The sequence below is a fragment of the Luxibacter massiliensis genome, assembly GCF_900604355.1.
Lineage (GTDB): Bacteria > Bacillota > Clostridia > Lachnospirales > Lachnospiraceae > Luxibacter > Luxibacter massiliensis.
On the sequence record NZ_UWOE01000001.1, the window covers coordinates 496,376 to 519,662 of the forward strand.

Annotated in this window: 26 protein-coding genes; 21 read left to right on the forward strand and 5 right to left on the reverse strand. The window is 44.8% G+C overall.

Annotation, left to right across the window (positions count from 1 at the left end):
* Positions 1-17 precede the first annotated feature (17 nt).
* From EFA47_RS02490 to EFA47_RS20255, 11 genes are all read left to right on the forward strand, one after another.
* Positions 18-362 (forward strand): BMC domain-containing protein, encoded by a 345-nt coding sequence (locus tag EFA47_RS02490; RefSeq protein WP_122641861.1) that lies wholly within the window; start codon positions 18-20, stop codon positions 360-362.
* Positions 363-374: 12 nt separating this feature from the next.
* Entirely contained in the window at positions 375-650 is a 276-nt protein-coding gene (locus EFA47_RS02495; RefSeq protein WP_122641862.1) for a BMC domain-containing protein, read from the forward strand.
* Positions 651-671: 21 nt separating this feature from the next.
* Positions 672-956: a BMC domain-containing protein gene (locus EFA47_RS02500; protein WP_122641863.1), complete on the forward strand. Its 285-nt coding sequence runs from the start codon at positions 672-674 to the stop codon at positions 954-956.
* A gap of 254 nt (positions 957-1,210) precedes the next feature.
* Positions 1,211-1,489 carry a BMC domain-containing protein gene (locus EFA47_RS02505; RefSeq protein WP_122644375.1) on the forward strand — a complete coding sequence of 93 codons (279 nt, stop codon included), beginning with the start codon at positions 1,211-1,213 and terminating at the stop codon, positions 1,487-1,489.
* A 139-nt stretch (positions 1,490-1,628) separates the two neighbouring features.
* On the forward strand, positions 1,629-2,276 hold the full coding sequence (locus tag EFA47_RS02510) for a phosphate propanoyltransferase (protein ID WP_122641864.1): 648 nt from the start codon (positions 1,629-1,631) through the stop codon (positions 2,274-2,276).
* Positions 2,277-2,440: 164 nt separating this feature from the next.
* Complete coding sequence (locus EFA47_RS02515; protein ID WP_122641865.1) at positions 2,441-2,707, forward strand: EutN/CcmL family microcompartment protein; 267 nt, start codon at positions 2,441-2,443, stop codon at positions 2,705-2,707.
* 7 nt (positions 2,708-2,714) lie between these two features.
* Positions 2,715-4,061, forward strand: a complete 1,347-nt coding sequence (locus EFA47_RS02520; protein WP_122644376.1) for an SLBB domain-containing protein — start codon at positions 2,715-2,717, stop codon at positions 4,059-4,061.
* Positions 4,058-4,606, forward strand: coding sequence for a BMC domain-containing protein (locus EFA47_RS02525; RefSeq protein WP_122641866.1), 549 nt, complete (start codon positions 4,058-4,060; stop codon positions 4,604-4,606). The genes EFA47_RS02520 and EFA47_RS02525 overlap by 4 nt, the downstream gene beginning before the upstream one ends.
* Before the next feature lie 39 nt (positions 4,607-4,645).
* Entirely contained in the window at positions 4,646-5,410 is a 765-nt protein-coding gene (locus EFA47_RS02530) for a DeoR/GlpR family DNA-binding transcription regulator (protein ID WP_122641867.1), read from the forward strand.
* A gap of 11 nt (positions 5,411-5,421) precedes the next feature.
* A complete protein-coding gene (locus EFA47_RS02535; protein WP_122641868.1) occupies positions 5,422-6,567 on the forward strand; it encodes a 1-propanol dehydrogenase PduQ in 1,146 nt (381 codons plus the stop codon).
* Positions 6,568-6,630: 63 nt separating this feature from the next.
* Positions 6,631-7,020: a D-alanyl-D-alanine carboxypeptidase family protein gene (locus EFA47_RS20255; RefSeq protein WP_122641869.1), complete on the forward strand. Its 390-nt coding sequence runs from the start codon at positions 6,631-6,633 to the stop codon at positions 7,018-7,020.
* A gap of 174 nt (positions 7,021-7,194) precedes the next feature.
* Here EFA47_RS20255 and EFA47_RS02545 read toward each other — a convergent pair whose 3' ends face one another.
* On the reverse strand, positions 7,195-7,653 hold the full coding sequence (locus tag EFA47_RS02545) for a sporulation initiation factor Spo0A C-terminal domain-containing protein (RefSeq protein ID WP_235853194.1): 459 nt from the start codon (positions 7,651-7,653) through the stop codon (positions 7,195-7,197).
* A gap of 422 nt (positions 7,654-8,075) precedes the next feature.
* Here EFA47_RS02545 and EFA47_RS02550 point away from each other — a divergent pair, with 422 nt between their 5' ends.
* The 3 genes from EFA47_RS02550 (at position 8,076) to EFA47_RS02560 (ending at position 11,884) form a co-directional block, all read left to right on the forward strand.
* A complete protein-coding gene (locus tag EFA47_RS02550; protein WP_122641870.1) occupies positions 8,076-8,450 on the forward strand; it encodes a helix-turn-helix transcriptional regulator in 375 nt (124 codons plus the stop codon).
* 263 nt (positions 8,451-8,713) lie between these two features.
* Entirely contained in the window at positions 8,714-9,457 is a 744-nt protein-coding gene (locus EFA47_RS02555) for a helix-turn-helix domain-containing protein (protein ID WP_122641871.1), read from the forward strand.
* Between the two features lie 153 nt (positions 9,458-9,610).
* A complete protein-coding gene (locus EFA47_RS02560) occupies positions 9,611-11,884 on the forward strand; it encodes an EAL domain-containing protein (RefSeq protein WP_122641872.1) in 2,274 nt (757 codons plus the stop codon).
* A gap of 294 nt (positions 11,885-12,178) precedes the next feature.
* On the opposite strand, the gene EFA47_RS02565 is transcribed toward EFA47_RS02560, so the two are convergent.
* Positions 12,179-12,364, reverse strand: coding sequence for a ferredoxin (locus EFA47_RS02565; RefSeq protein WP_122641873.1), 186 nt, complete (start codon positions 12,362-12,364; stop codon positions 12,179-12,181).
* Between the two features lie 226 nt (positions 12,365-12,590).
* On the opposite strand from EFA47_RS02565, the gene EFA47_RS02570 reads away from it, so the two are divergent.
* A complete protein-coding gene (locus EFA47_RS02570) occupies positions 12,591-13,382 on the forward strand; it encodes a nitroreductase family protein (RefSeq protein ID WP_122644378.1) in 792 nt (263 codons plus the stop codon).
* A 21-nt stretch (positions 13,383-13,403) separates the two neighbouring features.
* On the opposite strand, the gene EFA47_RS02575 is transcribed toward EFA47_RS02570, so the two are convergent.
* Together EFA47_RS02575 and EFA47_RS02580 are read right to left on the reverse strand one after the other, a co-directional pair.
* On the reverse strand, positions 13,404-14,399 hold the full coding sequence (locus tag EFA47_RS02575; RefSeq protein ID WP_235853195.1) for a D-isomer specific 2-hydroxyacid dehydrogenase family protein: 996 nt from the start codon (positions 14,397-14,399) through the stop codon (positions 13,404-13,406).
* 163 nt (positions 14,400-14,562) lie between these two features.
* Positions 14,563-15,144 (reverse strand): TetR/AcrR family transcriptional regulator, encoded by a 582-nt coding sequence (locus tag EFA47_RS02580; protein ID WP_122641874.1) that lies wholly within the window; start codon positions 15,142-15,144, stop codon positions 14,563-14,565.
* Between the two features lie 177 nt (positions 15,145-15,321).
* Between EFA47_RS02580 and EFA47_RS02585 the strand changes: the two genes are divergently transcribed.
* The 6 genes from EFA47_RS02585 to EFA47_RS02610 all read left to right on the forward strand — a co-directional run bounded on the left by EFA47_RS02585 (position 15,322) and on the right by EFA47_RS02610 (position 21,998).
* Positions 15,322-16,203, forward strand: a complete 882-nt coding sequence (locus EFA47_RS02585) for a DegV family protein (RefSeq protein ID WP_122644380.1) — start codon at positions 15,322-15,324, stop codon at positions 16,201-16,203.
* Between the two features lie 234 nt (positions 16,204-16,437).
* Positions 16,438-17,385, forward strand: coding sequence for an alpha/beta hydrolase (locus tag EFA47_RS02590; protein ID WP_122641875.1), 948 nt, complete (start codon positions 16,438-16,440; stop codon positions 17,383-17,385).
* A 2-nt stretch (positions 17,386-17,387) separates the two neighbouring features.
* The gene (locus EFA47_RS02595; protein ID WP_122641876.1) at positions 17,388-19,202 is read left to right on the forward strand and encodes a DUF6320 domain-containing protein; all 1,815 of its coding nucleotides are present in this window, start codon (positions 17,388-17,390) and stop codon (positions 19,200-19,202) included.
* Positions 19,203-19,366: 164 nt separating this feature from the next.
* Positions 19,367-20,293 carry an orotidine-5'-phosphate decarboxylase gene (gene pyrF, locus EFA47_RS02600; RefSeq protein WP_122641877.1) on the forward strand — a complete coding sequence of 309 codons (927 nt, stop codon included), beginning with the start codon at positions 19,367-19,369 and terminating at the stop codon, positions 20,291-20,293.
* 20 nt (positions 20,294-20,313) lie between these two features.
* Complete coding sequence (locus tag EFA47_RS02605) at positions 20,314-21,096, forward strand: dihydroorotate dehydrogenase electron transfer subunit (protein WP_122641878.1); 783 nt, start codon at positions 20,314-20,316, stop codon at positions 21,094-21,096.
* Positions 21,096-21,998, forward strand: coding sequence for a dihydroorotate dehydrogenase (locus tag EFA47_RS02610; RefSeq protein WP_122641879.1), 903 nt, complete (start codon positions 21,096-21,098; stop codon positions 21,996-21,998). The genes EFA47_RS02605 and EFA47_RS02610 overlap by 1 nt, the downstream gene beginning before the upstream one ends.
* 247 nt (positions 21,999-22,245) lie before the next feature.
* Here the strand turns inward: EFA47_RS02610 and EFA47_RS02615 are convergent, their stop codons facing one another.
* Complete coding sequence (locus tag EFA47_RS02615; RefSeq protein ID WP_122641880.1) at positions 22,246-23,253, reverse strand: LacI family DNA-binding transcriptional regulator; 1,008 nt, start codon at positions 23,251-23,253, stop codon at positions 22,246-22,248.
* Positions 23,254-23,287: the final 34 nt, after the last annotated feature.

Here is a 23,287-nt window from a genome sequence, read left to right on the forward strand (position 1 = left end):
CAAGAAGGAGAATTGATATGGGAGAAGCAGTAGGGATGTTGGAAGTGTTCGGGTTGGCCACCGCATTTGCGGCAGCAGATGCAGGCTGTAAAGCGGGGAATGTCAGCCTTGAGACTTTTGATAAGAATAAACCGGCAAATGCGGATGAATTACCTGTTCCACTGATTGTAATGGTTAAGTTCAGAGGCAGTGTGTCCGATGTCAGTGCAGCGCTGGAAGCTGCAAAGGCAAAGGCAGAGTCACTGGCTGGAGTGGTGGCTGAATATGAGATTGCAAGGCCCACAGTGGATACGGAGAAGATGCTGAAGCTGAGCGGTTTAGATAAAGGTAAACCAAATAAAATATTTATAGAAGAAGTGTAGGAGGAGAATAAAATGGCACAACAGGCATTAGGAATGGTAGAGACAAGAGGACTTACGGCTGCAATTGAGGCGGCTGATGCAATGACAAAGGCAGCTGAGGTTACATTGGTAGGGACAGAGAAGATTGGTTCTGGCCTTGTAACAGTTATGGTCCGTGGGGACGTTGGAGCTGTTAAGGCTGCAGTTGAAACAGGGGCAGACGCGGCAGGAAGGCTGGGCGAGCTGGTTGCCACACATGTAATTCCAAGGCCACATGATGATGTGGAGAAAATTCTTCCTACAGTATAGGAGAAGTAAAGGAGCAGTCTCATGGGACAGGCATATGGATTTTTTGAAATCCCTAGTGTAACAGCGGCAGTGGTGGCCATAGATATTATGTGTAAAACAGCAGAGGTACAGCTTGTTACCTGGGAGAAAAAGTTAGGTGGAAGACTTGTTACAATTATCATCCGCGGAGATGTGTCTGCTGTAACGCAAGCCATTGAAACTGCTGCAGCAAATGGAATTAAAGAACCCGTAGCGCATGTGGTGATAGCAAGTCCCCATGAAGAGGTCATCAAGCTAATCAATAACAGCGCAAACCGTATAAGCTAGGAGGCAGTCAGATGGCGGAAGAAAATAAACCAACAGGCGAAGAGAAAGCCGCAGGAGCAGTCCAGAAGGGCACGGCGAAATCTTCCGGTGCGGCAAAGAGCACTGCAAAAAAGACAGGCGGAGCTGCAAAAGCTGCATCCACTAAGAAAACCACTACAGCAAAAGCGCCGGCCAAGACCATCCAACGGGTAAAGCAGACGGCGCAGCAGGCGGAGCAGGTAGAAGATAAGATTCAATTAAAGGAGGAAAAAAGAATGTCACAGGAAGCATTAGGAATGGTAGAAACAAGAGGTCTGGTAGCATCAATTGAAGCAGCAGATACAATGCTTAAGGCTGCAAACGTTGTGTTAGTAGGGACAGAGAAGATTGGTTCCGGCCTTGTAACAGTTATGGTCCGCGGAGATGTGGGAGCAGTAAAATCTGCAGTTGAATCAGGCGCAGAAGCGGCAGGAAGGCTTGGAGAATTAGTAGCTACACATGTAATCCCAAGGCCACATACAGATGTTGAGAAAATTCTTCCGGCAGTGAAATAATAACTTTCAGCTGACATTTTACAGGGCGCTGCCCCAAAATGGGAAGTGATGCAGAGATATGGTTCCGCCAATTTGTGCGGCTCTGTGGCATGGGACATTTTGAGGCAGCTCTTGTAAATATTTGATGAGGAGAATTGATATGGATAACAGTAATGTAGCAATGATAACAAAAATGGTTCTGGAAGCAGTGGAGAGGCAAAAATCATCAGATGATACAGGATATATGGTGCCAATCGGCGTATCCGCAAGACATGTCCATCTGACACAGGAGCATGTGGAAGCTTTATTCGGGGAAGGCTATCAGCTGACCAGGAAAAAGGAACTGATGGGCGGCCAGTATGCTTCCAATGAGCTAGTTACAATCGTAGGCCTGAAGTTAAGGGCCATAGAAAATGTTAGGATCTTAGGACCAGTAAGAAGTAAGTCACAAGTAGAGATTTCTGCTACAGACGCTATACGCCTTGGCGTAAAGGCTCCCATCAGAGAATCCGGAAATGTTGCTGGTTCAGCTGCGATTGCGGTGGTTGGGCCTAAAGGCGCGATTTATTTGGATGAAGGCTGTATTATTGCAAAGAGGCATATCCACATGTCTCCCAAGGACGCAATGGCAGCCGGAGTCCATGATGGCGATACAGTATCTGTCAAGGCAGATAATGAAAGAGGTACTGTATTTAACCATGTGCAGATCCGTGTGGATGACAGCTTTACCCTCGAAATGCATATAGATACTGATGAGGCAAATGCGGCGAAGATTGTTACGGGAGATACAGTCAGGATTATTAAATAAGGGCAGTGTACCGGCAGGCAAAGAGCCGGTACACCCTTCTTTTTTGGCGGCCTCCAGAGCTGCCATAGAAAAGGCTGGCTAATAGAATGCCCCGTATCTGTGCCCAGGAGGGAAAATCCACAGATTTTGGGCGGAATGAGACTTAGCTGCAGGAGGAGAAGATTATGCTGATAGGAAAAGTAAAGGGAAGTGTTGTATCAACACGCAAATGCGAGAATTTAGTCGGCAATAAATTTATGATTGTAGACGTCCTGGAGCATATGCAGACTGGGGCAAAACAGCTTATTGCCATTGATAAAATTGGAGCGGGCATAGGGGAGTATGTGCTAGTGGCGCAGGGAAGTGCGGCACGGATTGGCTCTGGCATGCCTGATGTGCCTGTTGACGCTGCCATTGTAGGAATTATTGACGATGGTACAGGACTGGAGTAGTGGGATGATGGAAATAAAAGAATTGAGCAGCCTATTGCAGCAAAGTGGCATTGTTGGTGCAGGTGGTGCAGGATTTCCAACCTATGCAAAGCTAGACAAGCGCGCAGATACTATCATTCTCAATTGTGCAGAGTGTGAACCATTATTGAGGTTACATAGGCAGCTCCTGGAAAAATATGCCAGGGAAATTGTCCGTACATTTCATATGATTGGCCAGGCTGTGGAAGCCAGGGATATCATTATCGGCATTAAGAAAGCTTATAAGAAAACCATTGAAGCACTGGAGGATGTAATCGGAGATTATCCAGGGGTCAGGCTTGGACTTTTAGAGGAAGTGTATCCTGCCGGGGATGAAGTTGTACTGATTTATGAAGTGACCGGAAAAGTAGTCAGGCCCGGAGGACTTCCAATTGAAAGTGGCGTGGCTGTATTTAATGTAGAAACGGTTTATAATATATATAGGGCAGTCAGTCAGGAAGCTCCGGTTACAGATAAACTGGTGTCCGTTGTTGGGGAAGTAAAGGCTCCAGTAACGGTGCGTGTCCCCCTAGGGACTTCCATTGACGAGACTGTGCAGATGGCAGGCGGCATTACAGTGGAAAACCCGGCATACTTTATTGGCGGCCCTATGATGGGGTTCATTGGCGGCGGCCTTTGGCCCGTAACCAAGACTACCAATGCAGTTCTTGTTTTGCCGGAGGAGCATTTGATTATCCAAAGGAAAATGCGAAAGGCATCCATAGACCTGAAACGTGCGGCAGCATGCTGCTGTCAGTGTACTATGTGTACAGATTTGTGCCCCAGACATCTCCTGGGACATCCTATTGAACCTCATTTATTTATGCGTGCGGCTACTTGTAAGGACATACAGAAGCCAGACATATTTATCAATACAATGTTCTGCTCTTCCTGCGGCCTATGTGAGATGTATTCCTGTATGCAGGGATTGTCACCCCGCAGCCTGATGGCTGAGTATAAGGCAGGACTTAAAGCTAATGGGATAAAGCCGCCCCAGGATGTAGTGCCGGAAGCAGCGGGCAAGGAGAGGGAGTACCGGAAAGTCCCTATGCAGCGTCTTATGGCACGCTTAGATCTGGATAGATATGACAGGGAAGCGCCCTTGGACGAGGAGCCTGTTTCCGTGAAAAGAGTAAAAGTCCTTTTAAGCCAGCATATTGGAGCGCCGGCCCTGGCTATTGCCAGCATAGGCGATGAGGTAGAAAAGGGGCAGATGATTGCTAAACCAGGCACGGGATTGAGCGTGGGGATCCACGCGAGTATCAGTGGGACGGTTACGGAGGTAAGTGAGAAATACATCATAATAGAAAAGCAGGAAGGACGTGCAGGTAAATGAGCAAGGCAATTGGAATGGTAGAATATAAGACTGTTTCAGCAGGCGTGGTAGCAGCAGATGCCATGGTCAAGACTTCCGCAGTGACAATTATAGAGGCACAGACAGTCTGTCCTGGAAAATATATTGTGATTATATCAGGGGACTTAAGCGCTGTAAACGCTGCCGTTGAAGTATCCCGGACCGTGTATGGAAAGCACCTGATTAACAGTTTTATACTGGGAAATCCTCACGAGTCAATATTTCCTGCTATTTATGGCACCACAGGAATCGAAGCAGTTTCTGCCCTTGGCATTATGGAAACATATGATGCCACATCTATAATTGTTGCGGCCGATGAGGCGGCTAAAACAGCAATTGTGGATTTGATTGAGCTTAGGATTGCCCGGGGAATGTGCGGTAAATCATATTTGATGCTCACAGGTGAGATCGCTGCAGTGGAGGCGGCCATTGAACGGGCAAAATCAGCCGCTGCAGTGGAAGGTATGTATTTGGATTCGTCTGTGATCGCACATCCAGATGAACAGATACGCAGGGCAATATTGTAGGGATTTACGACTGACATAAAGTGACCGGGAGGCGATGCGATGCTTGCGATAGAGAGACGGAATGAAATATTAGAAAGGCTGCAGGCTGAACGGCGTGTGGTGGTAAGTGAACTGAGCCAGATTTACGAAGTGTCGGAGGAGACCATACGCAGAGATCTGGAAAAGCTTGTAAATGATGGCTTTGCCATCAAAAGCTATGGCGGTGCGGTTATCAATGAAAGTATAAATATAGATTTGCCCTTTAATATTCGGAAAAATCATAATGTGATTGGCAAACAGTACATCGCTGAGGCCATAGCGTCCAGGATTCATGACGGCGAAAGTGTTATGCTAGATGCAAGTTCCACGGCTGTATATGTTGCCAAAGCACTGAAAGGGAAAAAAAATCTGACATTGATTACTAACTCAATAGAAATTATTGTGGAGCTGTTTGATGTGCCAGATTTGACTGTACTTTCCACCGGAGGCGTATCAAGAGGCGGTTCTTTTGCCCTTGTGGGGCCCCAGACTGACAAAATGCTGCGTTCCTATCATGTGGATAAAGCTGTAATATCCTGTAAAGGATTTGACCTTTCATCTGGAATTACAGATTCTGACGAACTTCTCGCCAATAATAAGAAAACAATGCTGGATTCGGCAAAGGAGAAGATATTAGCCGTGGACAGCAGTAAATTGGGGAAAACAGCTTTTACAGTTGTGGGAATGCCTGAAGATATTACAACAGTTGTTACAGATAAAAGACCTCCGTCAAAGTGGCTGCAGGTATTTAAAGAATTAGGGATAGAGTGTATCTATCCAGAATAGAGGAAAGCACTATGAAGAGCTTTGATATAAAGACAAAAATTTATTTTGGAGATCAGGCCTTAGACCGCCTGACTGAGATTCCGTATAATAAAGTACTGGTCATTACTGACCCGTTTATGGCACAGAGTAATATGATTAATCTGATTCTGGATCCCCTGAAGAAGGGAAAGATTCAGTATGATATTTTTAAGGATGTTGTGCCGGACCCTCCCATTGAGAAGATCAGTGAGGGCGTTAAAAAGATGCTGGAGTATAGGCCCGATGCTATTGTGGCAGTTGGGGGAGGTTCAGCTATAGATTCATCTAAATCTATCCGTGAGTTTGCACTCCGTGTAGATAATTATGGTGATGTGGGTTTAATAGCAATTCCCACGACAAGCGGAACAGGTTCAGAGGTAACTTCGTTTGCAGTTGTGTCTGATCCGGCGGAACAAATGAAATATCCTCTGGTGTCAGAAAAATTGACTCCGAATGAGGCTATATTGGATGCTGAATTGGTAAAAAGCGTCCCTCCTGCTATTACGGCAGATACAGGGATGGATGTGTTCACCCATGCTTTGGAGGCCTGTGTAAGTACAAATAGAAATGATTTTTCCACTGCACTTGCCGAGAAAGCTATAGAGATATGTGGTGTGTTCCTTCTCAGGGCATATCTGGACGGCAACGATACACATGCAAGACAGAAAATGCATTCAGCTTCCTGCTTGGCAGGCCTGGCTTTTAATTCAGCGTCATTAGGACTGAACCATGGGATGGCCCATCAGCTTGGGGCCAGGTTCCATATACCCCATGGGCGGGCCAATGCAATGCTGCTTCCGCATATTATTGAGTTCAACAGTGACATAAATAAACACAGTAAGAGCCGTTCAGAGTATCTTCCGGCTGTTAAGAGATATTCCACAGTAGCCCAGTTATTGGGGTTGAGCAGTTATAATAAGATTATGACCGTCAGATCTCTTGTGAACTGGGTACAGTTTATGCTAAAGGAAATGGATATCCCATTGTCGATTTCTCAGATGGAAAAGATTTCGGAGGAAGAGTATTTTGCAGCTATTGACCAGATGGCAGATGCGGCGCTGGCAGATGGGTGTACAGTGACAAATCCCCGTGTTCCCAGAAAAGCTGATGTAGTAGAGATATATAAAAACTTGTGGTAGAATAGGCAGACGGAAATCTGGACAAGAATACATAAACTGCTGTAAATTGAATTTTCATATAGGATGGTGCCCATTGACGGGGCATGCCATTCCAGTGATGATGTTCATTTTGCAGCAGTTTTTTACTGTTTTCCAGGAGAAAGTTATATAAAAGAGGGTGGGAATATTGAAATTTCAGGTATTTACAGTGTCAGAGAAACTTTTGAAAATGGAAAAAATATGACATTCACAAATACAAATGAACTGATAAATCCTAAAAGTACATATTATTATTCCCCGGCAATTGGTATAAAAACAGGAAATAGTGCAAATGCAGGAAGTGGACTTGTATCGGCGGCTGTGATTAACAACACAACATATATCTGCGTAGTAATGGGGGGAACCTCAGATGGCAGATATCAGGACAGCCTGAATGTTTTTTATGATTTAGAAACTGGATGGAGTATTCAGTAGGAGAGACTGCGCCATAATACGCTGTACCCATCTGACTGTCCTGCCTGACAGTGTGTTTTAGCCAAACTAAATCTCTGTGGCAGCCTAACCGCTATGCCCATAGTTTGGCTGGAACATACCGATAATTGTGACAATCAGCAAGGTACATGATTCATCAGACATTCTGCAGGAGGTTTACTTTCTGGCAGCCGATAATTTTTCGAGGGCATATTCCAGCTCCTTGGAAAACCAGATAAGCATCTCCTGGTAAACCTGTTTTTTTATATCGCAATTCTCAACACCGCAGAGATATCTCGGGGTGAGGGCGGGGGTTTCCTCCTGTTTTATTCTGATATAGAGTGTCCTGAGTAAATTGGAATTTTGTGTATTTACAGTATCCAAATACTTTTCGACCTTTTTTGGGTCTCCTTTTGTGATTGCTATTTCAAATGCACGTCGCATTGCGCGCTCTACGCGGGAGGATGTTGTATCTCTCCGGCGGGCAATTTCATGATAAAGTGCACAGACCTTCCCATCTGTATAGTAGGAATCGGTGTCAAATATCTCCATAGCATCGCAAATGTAGGTAAATCCCTTGATACTAGCGGGAATCCCGATGCATAGTAGTGTGTCAACTACATCCTTCTTCATCATTTTTTCCTCTCTTTCCTTTATTGATCACGATATCAGGCTATATTTATTTTATTCCCACAAGTAACCAGCTAACGGATATGTTCACTTGTCCGTTTGGCGGCTGCTGCGAGGATCTAATACCCCGTTGCCTGCATCACTGCTAGTTTGACGCCCCGTACGCGTGCATCGGGGTCTCTAACTAAGTATAACTCACAATGCAACTATTATATGTCTATATACAACAATTGTCAATAACTTTTTGTTGACAATGTACAAGTTTTAATTTACTATGAGAAATGATCGCGGGACCAATAAGCCATAAGCCTTATGTTTATACAAAAATATAGGCGTATTCCCTCCATATATGCAGGGAATTGAAAAGGCAAATGTCGCTGGTTCCCGTTTCAAGCAGTATTCAATAAACCAGAAAGGATTATAAAAAATTGAAAGATCGTATAAAGCTTATCAGAAAGAATGCCGGTATGACCCAGCAAGAATTCGCAAAGCGTATTGGGGTTTCCAGAAATACTATTGCCACTTATGAGACAAGTGTGAGGGTTCCGATTGATGCAATACTTATATCCTTATGCCGGGAATTTAACGTAGATGAAACGTGGCTTAGAACTGGAAAAGGGGAGATGTATGTAGAGACAAACCCTGATGTAAAATTATCCCAATGGTTTGGGCGGCTGCTGTGTGAGGATCCGGCTTCGTTTAAGAAACAGTTCATACTTACATTGAGCGAACTCACGGAAGGTGAATGGGGTGCTCTGCAGAAATTAGTTGACGCTCTTATTTCCAAAAGGCCTTCTGGTTAAACATTGCCGAGCAGCGCTTTTATAAATTCATAAATACATTTAAGCTGCGCTTGGTTCGCCTTTTTAATTAATTGAATAATTTGAAGTTTCTTGTCCATGCTTCCTCCATACCCCAAATATATTATTACTCAACATAACGTTATCAGTCTACGATATGTAGGGATAAAAGTCAATCTAATTTTACAAATTTCTTGTAAAATATGTTGAATTTCAAAGAAATTTGTAGTAAACTTGGTAATATAAAAGTGGGAAGGAGGCTTTATATGGCCATTGGTGGAAGATTGCGCAAACGCCGTGTGGAGATGGATCTTTCTAGGAATAAGCTTGCCGAAATGGTCCATGTCACACCCTCAGCTATAGCAAATTATGAGAATGGAGTGAGCTATCCTAAGCCAGATATACTTATCTCCTTGATTATTGCTCTTGAAGTAGATGCGAACTACCTATACCAGGACTACTTGTCAAATAATACGATCCGCAGGATATATGGCAATGAACTTTCCGAGGAAGAGAAGGAAGCTGTGGCAAAATATAGGTATTTGACGAAAAATGGCAAGCGTCTAGTAAGAATGATCATAGATGAAGAATATATGCGTATACAGGCTGAAGACTGGACAACGCTGCCTTGTTGGCAGCCTGGGAGCAGGGTCAACAATACTGGATTTATTTTGCAGGATATGGCCCAGACTATAAGGATTCCTAAAATGTATCTGCCGGGGGAGACGGATTTCTGCCTGCAGATACAGATTGACCGTTATGAGCCTATATTTCAAAAATATGATGTGATAGCTGTAAAGGGGGGCAAGGTCAGACATAATGAGATGGGGATTTTCTCTCTGAATGACGTGTGTTATATCAGAGTCCTGTGTAAAGATGGAGACTCTATACGTCTTAGGGCGCTCAATGTTATGGATCCTGAAATTGAAGTGGCAAAAGATGACCGGTTTCGCTGCATTGGGAAAGTTTTAGGGAAAGTCTATGGGACATATGAAATTAAGGACAACTAGTCTGAATATATATCTTATTGGATATTAGCAGTTCAGTAAGGCATAAAAAAACATAACTTAATATATGTGATGTTTGTATTTTTGATTGGATTGTACTAAAATAATACTGAGCGGTATATACTTTTTGATACTTCGTATAGGAGAATAGGATGGATGAGAAAGGAAGATGGTTTGGTTTCTGACTATCGGGGACCTTTTATTGTGAGAGGAATCCAGATTATTTTTATTTCTGGTATAATTATTGTGGCGCTACTGGTTTCAGTCTGGAATGCATTAGGGCTGAAAGATGCATTGAACCGCAGGACCCAGGAGTATTTGAATGATAAGACATCGCAGATGACAGGGACTATACATGATTCAATTCAGTTTAATATAGATTCTCTGTTAATGATTGCAGATTCAGTTGGACAGATCAGAAGCTTCCAGGAAGGCCAGAACCTGCAGGAGTTTTTAGAAAGAAAAGCGCGGATCTTGGATTTTGATTCTGTGATACAGATAGACAGAGAAGGGGGCGGGGTATCCTCCAACCCAGATTCATCTGTAAAGCATGACATACTGTGCGATTTGCCCAGCGTGCAGGCCTCTTTTGAGGGAGAAGTCTGTACAAGTTATCTGGGCGGCCAGGAGATCTTTTATTCTGTCCCAGTATATGTACAGGATGAAGTCTCAGATGTAATTGTGGGCATACGCAGTAAGGAGAGTATGCAGGAGATGATCGACTCCAAAAGCTTTGATGGACGTACCTTAAGCTGTATTATTGACAGCAGCGGCCAAGTTGTACTTTCCCCCAGCGACCTGAAACCCTTTCTTCAGTTAGATGATTTGTTTAAGAGTGACCAAGATGGGGAACTGGCTTTAGAGATAGAGAACATGGGCGAGAATATGGAGGAGGGGAAGGAGGGCGTTCTGGAGTTTGCCTCCAGCACCCAGGAGGACTTATTCCTGTCCTACAATTCGCTTGGTGTGAATGACTGGTTTTTACTTACGATTATTCCCAATGACCTCATATCAGGAGGGTCAGAGGCATACATTTTACGATTCTATCTGATTTTAGGATTCATGTCCCTGGTGTTCCTTGCATTTATAATAATGGTATTTCACTTATTCAATGAGAGCCGCAGGAGGCTGGAGCATTTTGCTTTTCTCGATGACGTGACGGGAGGGATGAATAATGCAGCTTTCCAGCTGAAATACCGGGAGGCCTCCCAGTCCATGAAACCCTTTAGCTATACAATCGTTATGCTGGATGTGAAGGGGTTCAAGCTGGTGAATGAAATGTTTGGCATAGATGGAGGAAATCATATGCTTTCTTACATCTATGAAGTGATCCGGCATTACATAAATGTAAAGGATAATGAGTTTGTGGCCCGGAGTGAGTCAGATCATTTCTTTTTATGTATGAAAGAGTGTGAGCCGGTCATGATCCAGACAAGGCTGAATCAGATTATTAAAGAAGTAAATGCTTTCCGCAATACGGACGTATCCCCATTCCCAGTTGTTTTCCAGCAGGGGGCATGCATTATTAATGATCCTGGACAGGAAATAACGATTCTTCAGGACCGGACGAGAATTGCATATCAGAGCATGGAAAATGAAAGCTGTGAAAAATGTATTTTTTACGATGATATATTCGCAGAGAAGATCAAGAAAGAGCAGGAGCTCAACGCTTTGTTTGAGGAGTCTCTGAAGAACAATGATTTCCAGGTTTATCTGCAGCCTAAGATTAGTACGAAGGATAGTATGGTGGCAGGGGCAGAGGCGCTTGTGCGCTGGGTTCATCCTCAGAAGGGGATGATTTTCCCTTCCGATTTTATTCCGTTGTTTGAAAAGAACGGCAAAATATGCCGCTTAGATTTGTATATGTTTGAATCTGTATGCAGGCTTATTGATGACTGGAGGAACAGGGGGCGGGAATTGGTTCCGATTTCAGTCAACCTGTCCAGGCAGCATTTCCAGCATGAGGGATATTTGGAACCTTTTGCCAAGGTTGCTCGGAAATACAACATTCCTGAGGGGATCATTGAATTAGAGCTGACGGAGTCCACCTTTTTTGATGACAAACAGATTAATATAGTAAAAGAAGGCATTAGCCAAATGCATAAATTAGGGTTTAAGTGCTCACTGGATGATTTCGGCTCTGGATTTTCTTCATTGGGACTTTTGAAAGAGTTTGATGTGGATGTTCTGAAATTAGACAGGCGGTTTTTCCTGGATATGTCCAGAAAAAAGGCAAAGGATGTGATTTCCTGTCTGATTGAACTGGCTGCAAAGCTCCACGTTAAAACTGTGGCAGAGGGGATTGAGGAACTCTGGCAAGTGGAATATCTGCGCCGGGTAAATTGTGATATGATTCAGGGATATGTATATTCTAAGCCGCTGCCAGTAAATGAGTTTGAGAGATGGACGGACAGAAAACAACAGGCTTAAAATGTCTGGTATAGGTAAGCTGGCTGTTATGTCTTAGATAATTGAAAATAACGGGGCAGCCGCCTGCCCCATTTAGCAGTGTGTTTCATCTGGATTTAATCAGCGCAGTAGGATGCGGACGATAATTTGGATGGAACACACTGTTAATGTGGACAGTCAGGCACACGAGAGATTGGGGGCATACTAGTTGCACCGTAGGATGGGTATTGTAGAAAGTAAACCTGGAGTATATTCCCCATGTCCTGTGGGGTGTTTTGTAAATTGGGGATTATGGAAGGCTTGAAGGCGTGGGATTTACTCTACATGGATTACACTTACCGGGCAGTTATCTGCGGCTTCCTGCGCAGTACTTTCTGTATCAGATGTAATTTCAGCAGTAACCTCCGCCAGGCCGTCATCGGCCATACTAAATATTTCTGGACAGGTTCCAGCACAGAGTCCACATCCGATACACCCGTCTCTGTCAATGGTAGCTTTCATGATAATATCTTTCTCCTTTCACAGACATTTTACCCGGCAGTCTTTTAGTGGGCAGGTTTACAAGTATAGCTGTCCAGACGGCCGTGTATATATAGTATGTCCAGTAAATAGGAGATTTAGTAGCAGTTTCTTCCAAAAAATACATATTTTTAATATAACAAAGGACTTATAGGAGATTTTTTACTGTTTGTGCCGCCGCTTGAAGGCGAAGAAAGGGAAAGTCATTATGGTAGAGATAAATCAGGAACGATGTGTTGGCTGTGGCGCCTGTGCCAGAGACTGTTTTGGCAAGGCCATACGCATGGCAGACAATAAAGCATCTATTATAAGGGAGTGTATGCAGTGTGGCCACTGTGTGGCATTATGTCCTGTAAAGGCAGTTTCAATTCCAGAGTATGATATGGAAGGTGTGGAGGAGTATAATCCACAGACGTTCCATGTTGAACCTGAAAATTTGCTGCATGCTGTCAAGTTCAGGAGGAGTATCCGTAATTACAGGCAGGATAAGATTGAGAGAGACAAGGCAGGACGTGTGTTGGAGGCCGGCCGTTATACGGCTACTGCAAGGAACATGCAGGACTGTACTTTTATTTTTGTCCAGAATACTCTGGAAGAGTTCAGGGAACTTTTGTGGGGGCAGATGCCGGAAGTAGTGGCACAGCTGCATAAAAATGCGCCGGCATATGCAAGAATATTTGGCCGTTTCTATGAGAATTGGAAGAAAGATCCCTGTGATGATTCTCTTTTCTTTCATGCGCCGGCTTTTTTGGCGATTGCGTCAGACAACCCATTGGATGGAGGACTTGCAGCAGCCAATATTGAGAATATGGCAGTGGCTGAGGGACTGGGGGTTTTATACAGCGGTTATCTGATGCGGATAGTAAATAGCAGTACCCAATTAAAAGAATGGCTTGGCATGGAGGATAAGACAGCTTCCTGCTGTATGCTTCTGGGGTATCCTGCTGTGTCCTACAGAAGGACGGCCCCCAGGGGGAAGGGGCATATTGTCTGGAAATAATAAGGCCAGGCAGGTGCAGGCTTATAGTTCCTTTTTCCAGTGGCCTGCCGTATGCATTTCTACGATCCCCTGTATTCCACAGCTGACCATTTCTGCTATGGCAGATTCAGTATAAAAGGCCATATGCTGTGTCATGGCTACATTGGGGAACTGCCGCAGATAGGCCATATCCCGGTTTGCAATGATATCGTTAATCCGGCTTTCGTGATAAATGGAACGTTCATCCTCAAAAACATCCAAGGCTAATGCCCCTATTTTTTGGGACTCAACCCCATGGATCAGCGCCCTGCGGTCCATAAGCTCCCCGCGGGCCGTATTTATTAGAATTACGCCGTCCTTCATGGCCTGGAGAGATTTCTCATTAACCATATATTTTGTGGCGTCTGTCAAGGGAAGATGGAAGGTGATAATATCACTTAGCGCATAGAGATCCTCCAGGGAAACAAAATCTGCATATACTTCAGCGTTCCGGCGGGGAGAGCGGTTGTATGCCAGGATGTGGCAGCCAAAGCCGCTTAAGGAGCGGATAACAGCCTGCCCAATCTGGCCTGCTCCCACTACGCCAACGGTCAGGCTTTTTAATGTCCTTCCCCGCAGGCCGTCCAGAGAATAGTCATTTACATTTTGCCGGTATACTGCAGGCTTATATTTGCGGAGCACAAGGAGCATCAGCATAATCGTGAAATCGGCTACGCTCTCTGGCGCATACTCTGCGTTAGAGATCCGTATGCCCATCTCTTTGGCTGCAGCAATATCAATGTGGTTATATCCAATTGTCCGTGTGGACAAATAGCGGACGCCCGCCTGTTTCAGCTGCTGGAGAAGCTTTCTGTTAATCCGGCTCATGCCGAGGATTGTTACGCCGGTATACCCATGGCATTTCTGTACTGTATTCTCATCCAGGATATCTGTAAGCAAAGTGACATCTGCTGAAAGTGACTGGGCGGCTTCTCTGAATATTTTTTCTTCATCGTTCCGTACTTCAAAGGCAAGAATTTTGATTTTATCTTGTGTCATTGGTCTTTTCTCCTTACTTTATTCCCGCGGGCAAAAAACTAAGCGGGCATGCTTATATGTCCGGTTGGTGACTGCCGCGAGGGTTTAATACGCCGATGCTTCCATCGGACTTCTGAATTTACTAGGGGTCTGGCTGCAGCTTTCCATGTGAATTGAGGTATGTTCAGTGGAGAAGGATATCAGATCTCAATACATTGCCAAGGAGTTCTTTGGCCTCCGCGTGTATTACATCCAGAGGGGTGTTATCAGAGTGGCTCTCATTGATAAATCCTGCCATACCATAACAGATAAAGCCGGCAATCTTTTTGGCAGAGTATTTCAGTTTAAGTACTTTGCTCTCTTTATTTGTGTGCATCTCAACGGTGGCAAGTATATAATTATAGAAAGAAAATGCCAGATAGGGATTCTTGTCAGGGACAGTGTGGCGAAAAAAATCAAAGTTTTCATAGTAGAGTTTTAAAATGCTGTCCAGTACATTACAGTAGCTTGTGACCACATTTTTGCCGGGATTATTTTCAGACTGCATGTTTTCATAAATAGAAGTGCCGGCCTGTATCATATCCTGGAAAATATCATCAGCCAGGGCGTATTTATCATTGTAGTGGGCATAAAAGGTAATACGGCTAGTATCTGCACGCATATAGAGTTCTGTAATAGATATTTGTTCAAAGGGCATATCAGATAACATGCTGATAAGAGTCGCCTTTAAATTCTTTTTTGTTTTACGGACACGTTTGTCTTCCATATGATTTTACAATTTCTCCGATCTGTATAAATAACTTACAAAAATAAAATATTGTAAATTGTTATAAAATATATGATTTGCTATAATTTTAACACATGTAAAAATAACGGTCAATGTGTTAAGTTATTTTGCAATGACAGAATAACCCCGATGGGCGAAAAGGAGAAATATAATATGATGCCGGATGTTGCAGTTATGACAGACAGTAATTGTGGGATTCTCCCCGAAGCAGGAAAAGAGCTGGGGATTTATATTATTCCTATGCCGATATTGATTGACGGCAGGACGTACTTTGAAGGTGTGGATATTCAGGCCGGGACTTTTTATAAATTGCAGGCTGAGGGCGCGGACGTAACGTCTTCCCAGCCTTCCCCGGGAGATGTGATGGATATGTGGGAGAAACTGCTTGAAGTATTCAAGGAAGTGGTCTATATACCTATGTCCAGCGGCCTCAGTAATTCCTGCGCGAGCGCTATGGGATTTGCAAAAGAATATAAAGGCCGTGTCCATGTTGTGGACAACCACCGTATCTCTCTTACCTTGGCACAGTCAGCCATGGATGCACAGTCTATGGCCAGGCAGGGCATGAGCGGGAGTCAGATAAAGGCTGTCCTGGAACAGGAGGCCTTAGATGCTGTAATTTATATTGCAGTAGATACTTTGGAATATTTAAAAAGGGGAGGGAGGGTCACAGCGGCGGGGGCGGCTATTGGGAGTGTGCTGAATATAAAGCCGATTCTTACTATACAAGGAGATAAGCTGGATGCCTATGCCAAAGTAAGAGGGATGAAAGCTGCATTCAAGACAATGATACATGCCCTTGAAAAGGATGTTTCCGGGCGGTTTAAACCACTCTACGATAAGGGGGAGCTGCAGTTCGGATTTGCGAACACCCTTATGGAGGAGGAGACAGCGGAATTCTGGAAGAATAAGCTTAAGTCCTCATTTCCGGGAGTTAAGATTATGCACAGTCCCCTTACCCTGAGCATTGGATGCCATACTGGGCCGGGAGCCCTTGGAATGGGGGTTTTCAGGAAGCGGGGGAACTGTGACCTTTGATGTATATGCATTTCATCTGAAAAAGCTCCGGCTCAGGGCCTCTTGTGGTTTTTAAGGAAAATTAAATGTTATAAATGGAAGTAGGATGCGTAAATCCAGGTTTGGGTTTGCGCATTTTTCAGCTTAATGGTAGAATATTAAAAGATATGGCAGGGGGAGCATGGAACAAATATGGCTGGCTGGAGTCTGGCCTTAGAAAACAGTGCAGATACAGCATTTAGAATGGAGATATAGATGGCGATTAATCACACAGCAAGGAAGATTTTAAAGGCACTTTCATTTGACGGCATTGAAGTAGAGGCTTCCAGGCATCTGGCAGACTTAAAACGGCTTGACCCTATGAAGATTTTTTATAAAACTATAGATTATAAAATCTATAATGAGGACTTTGAGGTGCCAACCAGAATATTTTTCCCAAATGAAAAAGCATTTAAAGGCATGGGCCCAGATCAGCGCAGGGTGATGCTTTTTATCCATGGCGGCGGATGGGTGACGGAGAGCGTAGATAACTATGAACGTATATGTGCAAGGCTGGCAAATGCCACAGAGCATGTAGTTGTATCTGTAGATTATAGGCTGGCCCCGGAAAATAAGTTCCCTGTGGGTTTAGAGGACTGCTATGCAGTGGCCAGGGCAATTTTTACAAATCGGTTTATACTGAATGTGGAACCAGAAGATATTACTCTGATCGGGGACAGTGCGGGCGGGAACCTGGCAGCGGCGCTGTCGCTCATGGCCAGGGACAGAGGAGAATTTATGCCAAGACGGCAAATACTTATTTATCCGGCCGTGAATAGTGATTATACAGAAGAATCCCCGTTTCCCTCGGTGAGAGAAAATGGGACAGATTATTTGCTTACGGCAGGCAAGATGCGCGACTATATAGAACTTTATGCGGGCAGTGAGGAGGACAAACTTAACCCATATTTTGCCCCCATATTAGCAAAGGATGTATCCGGCCAGCCGGATACGCTGGTGATAACGGCAGAATTTGACCCTCTGCGCGATGAGGGGGAAGCATATGCACTGCGGCTTAAGCAGGCCGGGAACCGGGTGGAGATACGCAGGATACAGGATGCGCTGCATGGATACTTTGCTTTAGGTATTAAGAATTTCCATGTGCAGGAAAGTTTTGATTTTATTAATCGTTTTCTCAAAAATACTACATCACAGGAGGTATAGGGGTGCAGGAGAAAAGGGCATATTGGAGAAAACTGGATAACGCGGCGAAGTTGTTTTCAGCTACCAGTAATAAGAAGGATACCCGGGTGTTCCGGTTTTACTGTGTGCTGAAAGAAGAGGTGGAGGAGGACAAGCTGCAGGAAGCGCTGGAGCGGACGTTAGCCACATATCCGGTTTTTTTGTCTGTCATGAGAAAGGGATTATTCTGGCATTATCTGGAAAAGAGCAGGATTAGGCCCAGGGTCCGGGAAGAATATAAGGAACCTTGCAGTAATTTATACGTGCGCGATAAGAAGGATCTTTTGTTTGAAGTGACCTACTTTGGCAGGAAGATTAATTTTGAAGTATTCCATGCGCTGACAGACGGAACTGGAGCCACAGAGTTTCTGCGGGAGCTGGTGAAAAATTATCTCTATATTGTACATGGCAAGGAGGGACTTAAGGACATAGTCCTTTTGGATGAAGGAATCACGGTGCAGGATCAGGAAAACGACAGTTTTTCTAAATATTATTCAGAGGTAAAGAGAAAGAAGGAGAAAAAACCCAGGGCGTTCCAGCTTCATAAACCAAGGAGAGAGACGGGCAAACTCCAGGTTCAGGAGAGGACTGTATCTGTCAGGGAGGTACTTGCCCGCTCCAGGGAACTGGGGGTGTCCATGACAGTATTTTTAACTGCTGTTTACCTGCTGGCGATACACAGAGAAATGTCCAAGAGACAGGAAAAGTATCCAGTTGTTTTAATGGTGCCAGTAAATTTAAGAAAATTTTTCCCATCGGATTCTATGCTGAATTTTTTTAACTGGATAGAGCCGGGATATTATTTTGGCGGGCAGGAGGATAGTTTTGAGTCTGTCCTGGAACATGTGAAGCAGTATTTTTCCAGGGAATTGGCCACGGAGAGAGTTGCCGAGCACATGAATGAGCTGATTGCATTAGAGATGCATCCCATACTCAGGCTGGCCCCTCTGGAACTGAAAAATCTGTGTATTAGGGCAGGAGCCAGATATGCAGAAAAAGATGTGACAGCTATATTTTCTAATATGAGCGCTGTAACGATGCCGGAAGAATATATACCGTATATTGAACGTTTTGGGGTATTTACTAGTACGCCTAAAATGGAGCTCTGTATGTGTTCCTTCCAGGATACGCTGTCACTTGGGTTTACTTCCAGGTTTGATACAGATAATATCCAGAGGAATTTTTTCAAAATACTCAAAGAGCAGGGAATTTCTTCTGAAGAAGCTGGGACACAGTATCCAGAACCCAATGTGCCAGGAGAGATGGAGATGCGGGTATTTAAAATCTTTACGTTTCTCTGCCTGGCAGCGGCGGTGGCCTGTGCTGCCGCGGATTTTAGCTTTCATCCATCCGTCAGGTGGACATTGTTTACCGCGGCTGGAATAGGGAGTATGTGGCTGGCCTCGGCCATAGGCTTTGTGAAAAGGTACAATCTTCTAAAAAATGCCATGTGGCAGCTGATTATTGTAACCATATGCTGTATACTCTGGGATGTCTTTACAGGATGGCATGGCTGGTCAGTAGATTTTGTGCTGCCGTCGGTTGGAATTACAATACCTATTTCCATGCTGATTATCGCCAAGGTTCAGAAGTATACCGCCCGTGAATATATGATTTACCTTGTCATGGCAGGCGGATACGGCATCCTTATGCCCTTGGCCCTGCTTCTGGCCGGGGTAGTGAAATTTCAGAAATTGAGTATATTGTGTATCCTTATTTGCTTTTTATTGCTGGCAGCTTTGGTTATGTTCAGAGGAAAAGAATTCAGGGAGGAGATGCATAAGAAATTCCATGTCTGAGGCCGTGGGATAAAGAGATACAGTGGATTTAGAGTGTGGGGTATGATATGATAAAAATAAGTATATGAGGATTGCGGTGAGCAAAGGGGACAGTCCCTTTTGCAAAAGGGACTGTCCCCTTTGCTCACCGTTTTCAGAATATTCAGATAATTTGGGAGGTTTTTATGATTAACAAGTTGGTTGGCAAGATAAAAAAAACAGGCGCGCCTATCGTCGTAGGACTGGATCCTATGCTCAGCTATATTCCTGAGCATATACAAAAGAAGGCTTTTGGGGAATTTGGCGAGACTCTGGAGGGGGCCGCAGAGGCAATCTGGCAGTTTAACAAGGAAATTGTGGACAAGACCTACGATTTAATTCCTGCAGTCAAGCCTCAGATCGCTATGTATGAGCAGTTTGGCGTGCCGGGGATGGCAGCCTTCAAAAAGACAGTTGATTATTGCAAGCAAAAGGATCTGGTTGTTATTGGAGATATAAAACGTGGGGATATTGGTTCTACTTCTGCAGCCTATGCAGTGGGCCATCTGGGCAGAGTAAAGATAGGAGGCAGGGAGTACCTTCCTTTTGATGAGGACTTTGCCACAGTGAATCCCTATCTTGGCTCTGATGGCGTCAATCCATTTATCGATGTCTGCAGGGAGGAGAAGAAAGGGTTATTCATTCTTGTTAAGACATCCAATCCCTCCAGTGGGGAATTCCAGGACCGGCTGATTGATGGCAGGCCCCTCTATGAGCTGGTGGGCGAGAAGGTGGCACAGTGGGGCGCCCAGTGTATGGGAGATGACTATAGTTACATAGGTGCCGTTGTAGGTGCCACTTATCCAGAAATGGGGAAAGCACTCAGGAAGATTATGCCGAAAACCTATATTCTTGTGCCAGGTTATGGGGCCCAGGGCGGCCAGGGAAAGGATTTGGTACATTTCTTCAATGAGGATGGCCTGGGTGCGGTTGTAAATTCTTCAAGAGGGATTATTGCAGCATATAAGCAGGAGGCTTATGGGGCATTTGGGCCCGAGAATTTTGGGGATGCATCCAGGGCGGCCGTGAAAGCCATGGCAGAGGATATCAACAATGCGCTGGCCCAAAAATAATTTCAGAGAGGAGAAGGAGCATGTCCAAGAGACATAAAGAATCTGCGGTTATTCTTTCCCAGGAATGTATTGCAACAAATATTTACAGCATGTGGATACGGGCAGAGTCCGCTGCGGCAAAGGCGGTTCCAGGACAATTTATCTCAATGTATACAGCAGATGGGGGCAAACTTTTACCACGCCCCATCAGTTTGTGTGAGATCGACAGAAAGAATGGGGCGCTGCGTATAGTATATCGTGTGACAGGGAGGAATACTGGTACAGAGCAGTTTTCTGTCCTGAAAAAAGGGGATATGATTGACATATTAGGGCCTCTGGGAAACGGGTTTCCCCTCCGGGAGGCAGAGGGCAAAAGGGCACTTTTGATTGGAGGCGGCATTGGCATTCCTCCAATGCTGGAGTTGGCTAAGCAGCTTGAGGGACAAAATCTGCTTGTCATGGGGTATAAGGACCAGCAGTTTTTGGCTGAGGAGCTGGGCAGGCAGGGCAGTCTTTTTATTGCCACTGAGGATGGAAGCGCGGGTACCCTGGGGAATGTGATGGATGCCATTGAGGCAAAAGGCCTGGAGGCCGACGTGATATTTGCCTGCGGCCCTACACCAATGCTGCGGGCAATAAAGCAGTTTGGGGAAGAAAAACGGATTCCATGTTATATATCTATGGAGGAGAGGATGGCCTGTGGAATTGGGGCGTGCCTAGCCTGCGTCTGCCAGTCAAAGGAGATAGATGGGCACAGCCATGTGAACAATAAGCGCATTTGCAAGGATGGCCCGGTATTCTTGGCTTCGGAGGTGGTGATCTGATGAATATGACAGTAAATCTGGCAGGGGTGGAATTAAAAAATCCTGTGATGACAGCCTCAGGTACTTTTGGATCTGGCCAAGAGTACAGCGAATTTGTAGATTTAAACCGCCTTGGCGCAATAGTGACGAAAGGAGTTGCCAATGTACCCTGGCCTGGTAATCCCACGCCAAGAATAGCAGAGACTCACGGCGGCATGATGAATGCCATCGGATTGCAGAATCCGGGGATAGATGTGTTCTGCAGCCGTGACATTCCATTCCTGAGGGAATATGACACAAAAATTATTGTGAATGTCTGTGGGAAAACAACGGAAGAATATTGTGAGGTGGTGGAACGTCTGGCGGATGAGCCTGTAGATATGCTGGAAATTAATATTTCCTGCCCTAATGTAAAGGAAGGCGGCATTGCCTTTGGACAAAATCCAAAAGCTGTGGAGGCAATTACAGAAGAGATAAAAAAACGTGCGAAACAGCCTGTGATTATGAAGCTTAGTCCTAATGTGACAGATATCACAGAGACAGCACGGGCGGCAGAGGCAGGCGGCGCCGATGTGCTTTCCCTGATTAATACGCTGACGGGCATGAAGATTGACATTCACAGGCAGGCTTTTGCACTTGCCAATAAGACTGGAGGGGTATCTGGCCCTGCTGTGAAGCCTATCGCCCTTAGGATGGTATATCAGGCCTCAAATGCCGTGAGCATCCCCGTCATTGGGATGGGAGGCATCGCTTCATATGAGGATGCTGTCGAGTTTATCCTTGCCGGAGCCTCCGCTGTTTCTGTGGGTACGGCTAACTTCTATAATCCGGCTGCCACAATGGAAATTGTAGAAGGTATTGGGCGGTACATGGAAGAGCGGCATATTGAGAATGTACGGGACATGGTTGGAATTGTAAAATAGCCTTTAGCGAGAAAGGGAGGATTTGTAAGTCCATATTGGAGCTTGCAAGTCCTCCTGCATTATGGGGCATGGCCCTGTTGGGCCCGCGAAGCGTGTGAAAAATCAATCACTCACTATGCGGGTGCGCGGTGCTGGTTATATCAAAAAATCACCCTTCCGTTATAATGAGGCCGTTCAAGCCAATTTATAACGGAAGGGTGATTTTATACCTCTTGTCTGCCGCAGACATTATATATAGCAGCCCTTTTTACTCATGGAGGGTGGCCGGGATAATATGTTCACGCCGGACGTGTTTCCCTTTATTTTTATATTGAAATGAATCCAATAACATCTGAGCGGCAGTCTGGCCAAATAATCTGGAATTTCTTTCTAAATAGTTATATGGAATATGCATGATATCTAATGCTTCACTGTAATCAAACCCCACACATTCAATATCCTCCCCAGGTTTTACCCCTTTATAAAATAATGCCTTATAGAAACCATTGGCAATAATAGAATTGCTTAAAAAGATTGCCTCAGGAAGTTTTCCTGAATCAATAAGGCGGCAGGTATACTCATATATTTCTAATAATGAAGCAGGAGACTCCTGGGTGTAGATGTAGTCGTCTGTAATTGCCAGATGGTGCTCCTGCATGGCGCGTGTGAACCCGAGGAGCCTCTCCTGGCCTATTAGCAGCTTTGTATCACTGACAAATGCCCCTATATGCTGATACCCTTTTGTGATCAGGGAAGAAGCTGCAATATATCCGCCATTTATGTTGTCAGAATACACGCCGTCCCAAGGCGTATTGGGGATGGAACGGTCTATGAGCACTATGGGGGCATTAATATCAGTGAGAGCCTTTTTGATAAGTCCCCCAGTGGTTGTGTCGCAGTAATTCACGGAAGAACTAATCAGGAGACCACATATTTTCTGCTGGTTTAAAAGATTCAGAGCCTTTAGTTCTCTGGCTGCATTGTTGTCTGTACAGCAAAAAAGCATAGTATATTCAGTTTCTGCCAAAGTATGATTGATGCCCTGTACGATCTGCCCAAAAAAGGAGTTATCCAGATCAGGGAGGATCACGCCGATAAAGGTAGTTTCCTGCCGTGACAAGCTCCTGGCCGTGGCAGAGGGGATATAATTATTTTCTTCCATAACCTTCAGCACAATTTCTCGTGTCGCCTCTTCGACGTTTGAGGCGTTGTTGAGTACTCTTGATACAGTGGACTTTGACACACCGGCAAGCTGGGCAATATCTTTGATTGTCATATAAAATACCTCCGATTGTAGAACCGTTCCCACA